Genomic DNA, 6,529 nt, shown 5'->3' with positions numbered 1-6,529 from the left:
GGCCCCCGTGGAATCCCTGATGCCACTGCGCCTCGCCCGCTACGGCGTCCCCCTCTCCGAAACCGCCCCCGCCGGCCTCGCGGCAGCCGGCATCGGCGCGGCGTCCGGCCGTACCGAAGCCGACGGCGAGGCGCCCGCCGCCCCCGTGGCCGAGACGCTGCGCCGCATGCGCCGGGGCGCGGGCGACCTCCGGCTCGCCCTGCCCGCGCCGGCTGTCGCCCCGGAGCCGGCCGTCGAACCCGCGGAGCCGGAATCGCCGCTGCGTCCGGGGGAGTCGCCGGAAGCGGCAGCGGACCGGTTCGCGGACGCCTACCGCGCCTTCGTCGACCAGTTCCGGGTGGCGCCGACCACCGCCCAGTGGGCCTTCTGGCTGCACGACAGCTACGGCACGTCCACCACGTCGGGCACCCCGTTCCCGGAGGCGCCCCTCGGCCCGCTGCTGCAAGTCCTGCGCCGACGCCACGGGGCCGCCCCCGAGGAGACCGGGCCCCGCGACCCCGCCGCCACGGCCGCAGCGGACCACCAGCGCGACTACGCCGAGGCCCGGCCCTGGACAACGACGACAGGCGGGGAGGGGCCCGACCGGACCAGCACGCCTTTCCCGCAGTCGTTCCCCGAGGGACCCTGGTGACGGGCGGAGAGGTGCGCCTTTCGCCCGAGCCGGCCTCCGCCCCGGCCTCCGGGGCGGCCCGGGGACGGCCCGTCCTTCGCGCGCACTGCACCGGATGGCCAGGGAGGTGAGGGCCGTGATCAGGTCGGTCGTGGCCGGCGTGGACGATTCGCGCGAGGGAAGCGCGGCGGCGGACTGGGCAGCCCGGGAGGCCCTGCGCCGAGGCGTTCCCCTGCGCCTCGTCCACGCCTGGGAAGGGGGCCTGCCGGAGGGCGGCAGCGAGACCGCCGTGCCGGGAGTGCGGGCTCCGCAGCAGCACGCACGCCAGGTGCTGCAACACGCCCTGGGGCAGCTGGGCCGGCGGTATCCCGGGCTGGCCGTCTCCGCCGAGCAGGTCGCCGGGCCGCCCGTGACGGCGCTGCTCGCCGAAGCTCAGGGTGCCGACCTCCTCGTGATCGGCAGCCAGGGAAGCAGCGGGCTGAGCGGATTCGTCTCCGGCGCCGTCGCGATGGCCGCAGCGGCCCGCATGGAACGGCCCATCGTGCTGGTCCGGGCCGACGAGACCGCGGAGACCGAGCACCTGCGCGACCCCGACGGGCAGCCCTCGGACCGCACCCCGTTCCGTGACGTCACGGTCGCCGTCGACGTCGACGGGGTCTACGAGGAAGTGCTGGACTTCGCCTTCCGCGCCGCCGAGCTGCGCCGGGCGCCGCTGCGGGCGGTGCACGCCTGGCACGTGCCGTACTCCCCGGGCCTCACGGCCGCCGAGCAGCGCGCCCGGGCCAGGGCGCTCGCCGAAGACGAACTGGCGCGGCTGCTCACGCCCTGGCGGAAGAGGTTTCCCGCGGTGGCCGTCCGGGAGAACCTGCACGAAGGGCGGCCGGCCCACGTCCTCGTCCGGGCGGCGGGCGGAGCGGGGCTGGTCGTGGCGGGCATCCGCAGGCGCCACACACCCACCCGCCCGCACGCCGGGCCCGTCGCGCACGCGCTGATCCACCACGTGCGGTGCCCGGTCGCGCTGGTCCCGCACGCCTGAGACCCGAGGCCCGCGCCGATCGGCCGGCGGGCGGCCGCCTCGGCCCGCGCCGCCGACCTCGGCGGTGGCGGGGACGTCACAGACCGGCCGCGTGATCCGGGACGTAGGTCCGCAGCTCGCGCGGCGGGCGCTCGTACCCCGTGGACGGCGGCCGATCCGGCAGTTGGAGCGAGGGCTCCGGCACGCCGTGGTAGGGCACCGAGTCGAGCAGGTGGGCGATCATGTTGAGCCGGGCCCGCCGCTTGTCGTCGCTCTCCACGACGTACCAGGGCGCCTCCGGGATGTCGGTGTGCACCATCATGTCGTCCTTGGCCCGGGAGTACGCCTCCCAGTGCGTGATCGACTCCAGGTCCATCGGGGAGAGCTTCCACCGGCGCAGCGGATCCTCCAGCCGCTTGCGGAACCGCTCCTGCTGCTCGGTGTCGCTCACCGAGAACCAGTACTTGCGCAGCAGGATGCCGTCCTCCACCAGCATCCGCTCGAAGATGGGGCACTGGTGCAGGAAGCGCTGGTGCTCCTCCTTGGTGCAGAAGCCCATCACATGCTCCACACCGGCGCGGTTGTACCAGGACCGGTCGAACAGGACGATCTCCCCGGCGGCGGGCAGGTGCGCCACGTACCGCTGGAAGTACCACTGGGTGCGCTCGCGCTCGGTAGGCGTCGGCAGGGCCGCGATGCGTGCGGCGCGCGGGTTGAGATGCTCGGTGACCCGTTTGATGGTGCCGCCCTTCCCGGCGGCGTCCCGGCCCTCGAAGACGACGACCAGCCGGGCGCCCTCCGCCCGTACCCACTCCTGCAGCCGCACCAACTCCGTCTGCAGCCGCAGCAGTTCTTGTTCGTAGACCTTGCGCGGCACCTTAGCCACCTGCCGGTCGGCCATGTCGCCCGCCTTCCTGGCCCCTGCCCGGGACCGCTGACGTGAACGCTCGCAGTGTAGGCACCCGCGCCGCGCCGGCGCCCGCAGGCGGTCACCGCACGCCCGGCCGGCGACCCGTCCGCGGTGCGCGGCGGGCGGTGCGCGGGCCCGGCGGCCGCGATGGCAGGATCGGCCGGATGAGCATGAAGCGTCAGGAGCGGCCCGTCGCGCTGGTCACCGGATCCACGTCGGGTATCGGAGAGGCCGTCGCACGGCGGCTGGCGGCGGACGGCATGCGGGTCGTGGTGCACTCACGGCGCAGCACACGGGCCGGGGAGGAACTGGCGGCCGAGCTCGGCGGGACGTATCTGCGTGCCGACCTGGCCGTGGCGGACGAGGCCCGGGGGCTGGTCGAGGCGACCCTCGACCGGTACGGACGGCTGGACGTCCTGGTGAACAACGCCGGTATCAGCCGGCCCGTCCCGCACCACGACCTGGCCGCGGCCGCCCCGGAGGAATGGCGTGAGGTGCTCGAGGTCAACCTGATCGCGCCGTGGGTGCTGTGCACCGCGGCCCTTGCGGCGCTGCGCGCGGCGCCGGCCGGCGGCAGCATCGTGAACATCACCAGTCACGCCGGGGTGCGCCCCAAGGGCTCGTCGGTGCCGTACGCGGCGAGCAAGGCCGCGCTGAACCACGTGACCCGGCTGCTGGCGGCCGCGCTCGCCCCCGGCGTGCGGGTCAACGCGGTGGCACCGGGTCTGGTGGACACCCCGATGACGAAGGACTGGGCCGACGCCCACGCACTGTGGCGCGATCGAGCCCCCATGGGCCGACCGGCCCGCCCCGCCGACGTGGCCGAGCTGGTGGCGATGGTGATCGCTCACGGCTATCTCACCGGCGAGGTCATCATGCTCGACGGCGGCCTGAACCTGACCTGACGGTGACTCAGTAACAGTTTCTCCGGGGAGAATCCGGGCGACGCTCTTCGGCGGGCCGGGAAGGGGACGGCGCCCGGCGACGAGTCCGACGACGTGACGAGGCTCGGGTGACGAGCCCTGAGGAGGCGACGTGATGACGGCACCCGACGGAGCCGGTGCGGCCGATGCCGAGCAGGCCAACGCCGCGATGTGGCACGCCTACGGGGCGCATCATCTCGATCGGGCCACACCCCTGCCCGAGGTGGACGAGATCGCCTGGGGCCCGGCGGGAACCGGGCCGGGGGACGGTGTCCTCGGTGACCTGACCGGCCTGCGTGTGCTCGATCTCGGCTGCGGCCCGGGGCGGCACGCCGCCCACCTCGCCCGCACCCACCGCGCCGCCGTGGACGCCGTCGACGTCTCATCGACCCAGATCGATCGCGCACGGGCGCGTTACGGCGACCTGCCGGGCCTGCGGCTGATCCGGGCCGACGCCGTCGAGCATCTGCGCGCCTCGCCGCCGTACGACGTGATCTGCTCCCTGTCCGCCGTCCACTTCATCGACCCGCACCGGCTGCTGCCCGCCCTGGCCGCGGCTCTCAGACCCGGGGGACGGCTGTACTTCACGGTGCTGCACACCAACTCCACCGGCAGCGGCCCCTCTTCGGACGTGACGCCCCGCCCTGAGATCCTGCGCCTGGCCGGCGGCGGTGAACTGACGGGGCACATGTGGGTGCTCACCACAGAGCTGTGGACGGACCTGCTCGCGCGGTACGGGCTGCACGTCGAGGAGGTCACCGTGCTGAACGCGCCCGAGGAGGGCAACCAGGCCTCCTACCGGCTCTTCCAGGTCCGCAGGCCGGCCCGGATCACCTCCCGTCCCCGTACGGCCATGCCGCCCGTCGCGCACGCGGCGGCCGGGGTCGGCGCCGTGCTGGTGGGGTCGCGCGGTCTGCTCCTGGGCCGGCACCGGCGCGGGACCGTCGAGTTGCCCGGCGGCACGGTGGAGCCGGGAGAGTCGCTGGAGGAGACGGTCGTGCGCGAACTGGCCGAGGAGACCGGCCTGCAGGCGGACCCGGCCGACGTCCGCCTGCTGGGCATGCTGCTGGACGAGGTCGGCGGCGTCGTCCGCATCACGGTCGGAGCGCTCGTCACGCGGTGGCGCGGTGAGCCCGCCGACCAGCCGGGCGAGCGGGTCGGCGGCTGGAGCTGGTGGCCGCTGGACGCGCTGCCTCCGGGCCTGTTCGAGTGCAGCGCCCAGATCCTCACGGCCTGGCGCCCCGACCTGCCGATCGACCATCCGCCCGCCCACTTCACACCCTTCGCCCCACCGCACGACGCCCGACCGCGCGGCGCCGAGCCGCACGACGCGCAACCGCAGGCCGCCGGTCAGGACGCCGCCGGTCATGCCGCTGTCGGTCAGGCCGGGAAGTAGTCGCTCAGCACGCAGCCGTCGACGAGCGCCTTCTGCGTCCGGTGGCCGCTCGGCGGCGAGAAGTCCGGGTCGCAGGTCAGGAAGGCGAGTCCGGACGGCGACAGGGCCTCGACCTGGTCGTCGCCGACGGGTACGACCGCGTAGTTCCTGCCGACGGCGAACTGTTCGTTGTTCTTCTTGGCCGCGGTCTGGAACTTCCGCATGTCCGACACCAGCAGCAGGGCGATGGGATGCTGGAAGTCCTTGCAGACCGCGCGCTCCTCGATGCCCCAGGAGGGGTCCGCCGCCTCCTTGGTGCCCCAGGCGGTGTCCTCGGCGTCGTGACCGGCGTCGTAGTACGCGCCCGGCTCCACGTCCTTGCAGGAGGTGAACAGGTCGATGTAGCGGAAGAGGGTGTTCATGTCCGAGGCCTCGGGCAGATCACCGCCGAAGCCCTGCGCGGCCGCTCCCTCGCCGCTCGATCCCTGCTCGGTCGTGCCCCCGCCGGCGGGCCCGCCCGCGGTGGCCGAGCCGGCCGAGGCAGAGACCGGCGCGGTCCCGCCGGCGCCGGAACCTGCGGAGGTGCCGCCGCCGCACCCCGCCGTCGCGGCCAGCGCCACGAGGGAGGCGCCGACCGCGAGTACTCGCTTGACGTGCATGATGTCCGTTCGTTGTCGGTGACATGATCGTCAGGACCCCAGCGGAACGACGGCGCGCCCGGCACGAGGAGTTCACGTGGTGGACGGCAGCCGCGCCGCCTTCGCGGACGCCTGCTCAGCGGTGGGCCGTCGCGATGAGACGGCGGAGCGCGGCGTGGGCCGGCGGTCCCCAGGTGGGCTTGCCGCCGGGACGGCCACGCACACCCGCCTCGCCGATGAGGGCACACCCCAGGGCGCGCAGGACGGCCCAGCCGCGGGCGCGGTGCAGGGTTGCCGTGTCCGGGGCCGGGCGGTAGGCGTCGTAGCACTGCTCCGCGGCGCCGTCCGGCAGCAGCGTCCACGCCGCGGCGAGATCGCAGGCGGGGTCGCCCGCGCAGAGGTCGCCGAAGTCGATGACACCGCAGAAAGTACCGTCCGCGGTGAGGACGTTGGCCGGGTGCAGGTCGCCGTGGAGCCAGAGCGCCGGGCCCGTCCACGCGGGCGCGGCGAGGGCGTCCTCCCAGACGGCGCGGACGGCGTCCGGGTCTGGCAGCAGTCCCCGTTCGGTGGCCGCGGCCAGCCCCGAGGCGAACTGCCCGCACAGGCCGGCGAGTGGTCCGCCACGGTCACGGCCGGCCGGTGCTCCGTCGGGGGCGGGCCGGTGCAGCGCCGTCAGGAAGTCCGCCAAGGCACGGGCCGCCCGCGCGCCACGGGTGACGGGGGCGCGGTCGGCGGGCATGCCCGGCACCCAGGTGGTGACGATCCAGGGCCGGGGGAACCGCTCGGACGGCTCGCCGAGCCGCTGCGGGACCGGAACCGGCAGCGGAAGGCGCGGCGCCAGGGCGGGCAGCCAGGCGTGCTCCTTGCGCAGCAGCCCGTCCGCGGTCGGCGTCGCCCAGGGCATTCGCACGGCGAGGTCGTCGCCGAGCCGCCACAGCTGGTTGTCCCAGCCGCGCGCGCCGAGCCGCACGGGGTGTCGGGCGAGGTCCGGGTGCTGGTCGCGCAGCAAGTCCCGTACGAGGTCGGCCGTGATCTCCGGCATGGGGTGAGTCATGGCG

6 protein-coding genes and 1 pseudogene are annotated in these 6,529 nt (G+C 74.8%); 4 read left to right on the top strand and 3 right to left on the bottom strand.

Features of this window, described 5'->3' with window-relative positions:
* A pseudogene (locus ACZ67Q_RS16145) lies at positions 1-631 on the top strand (hypothetical protein); the annotation flags it as partial.
* A gap of 115 nt (positions 632-746) precedes the next feature.
* On the top strand, positions 747-1,646 hold the full coding sequence (locus tag ACZ67Q_RS16140) for a universal stress protein (protein WP_471181919.1): 900 nt from the start codon (positions 747-749) through the stop codon (positions 1,644-1,646).
* 76 nt (positions 1,647-1,722) lie between these two features.
* Here the strand turns inward: ACZ67Q_RS16140 and ppk2 are convergent, their stop codons facing one another.
* Positions 1,723-2,526: a polyphosphate kinase 2 gene (ppk2, locus tag ACZ67Q_RS16135; RefSeq protein ID WP_471181916.1), complete on the bottom strand. Its 804-nt coding sequence runs from the start codon at positions 2,524-2,526 to the stop codon at positions 1,723-1,725.
* 173 nt (positions 2,527-2,699) lie between these two features.
* Here ppk2 and ACZ67Q_RS16130 point away from each other — a divergent pair, with 173 nt between their 5' ends.
* Both ACZ67Q_RS16130 and ACZ67Q_RS16125 read left to right on the top strand, forming a co-directional pair.
* On the top strand, positions 2,700-3,440 hold the full coding sequence (locus ACZ67Q_RS16130; protein WP_471181913.1) for an SDR family NAD(P)-dependent oxidoreductase: 741 nt from the start codon (positions 2,700-2,702) through the stop codon (positions 3,438-3,440).
* Between the two features lie 133 nt (positions 3,441-3,573).
* Positions 3,574-4,854 (top strand): bifunctional class I SAM-dependent methyltransferase/NUDIX hydrolase, encoded by a 1,281-nt coding sequence (locus tag ACZ67Q_RS16125; protein WP_471181911.1) that lies wholly within the window; start codon positions 3,574-3,576, stop codon positions 4,852-4,854.
* Here ACZ67Q_RS16125 and ACZ67Q_RS16120 read toward each other — a convergent pair.
* Positions 4,839-5,492 (bottom strand): hypothetical protein, encoded by a 654-nt coding sequence (locus ACZ67Q_RS16120; RefSeq protein ID WP_471181908.1) that lies wholly within the window; start codon positions 5,490-5,492, stop codon positions 4,839-4,841. The genes ACZ67Q_RS16125 and ACZ67Q_RS16120 overlap by 16 nt on opposite strands.
* 115 nt (positions 5,493-5,607) lie before the next feature.
* Complete coding sequence (locus ACZ67Q_RS16115) at positions 5,608-6,525, bottom strand: aminoglycoside phosphotransferase family protein (RefSeq protein WP_471181905.1); 918 nt, start codon at positions 6,523-6,525, stop codon at positions 5,608-5,610.
* Positions 6,526-6,529: the final 4 nt, after the last annotated feature.

It is taken from the genome of Streptomyces sp. NPDC036813 (assembly GCF_055609245.1).
Note: the sequence above shows the minus strand (reverse complement) of the source record. Positions and strands in the feature narration are given on the sequence as shown.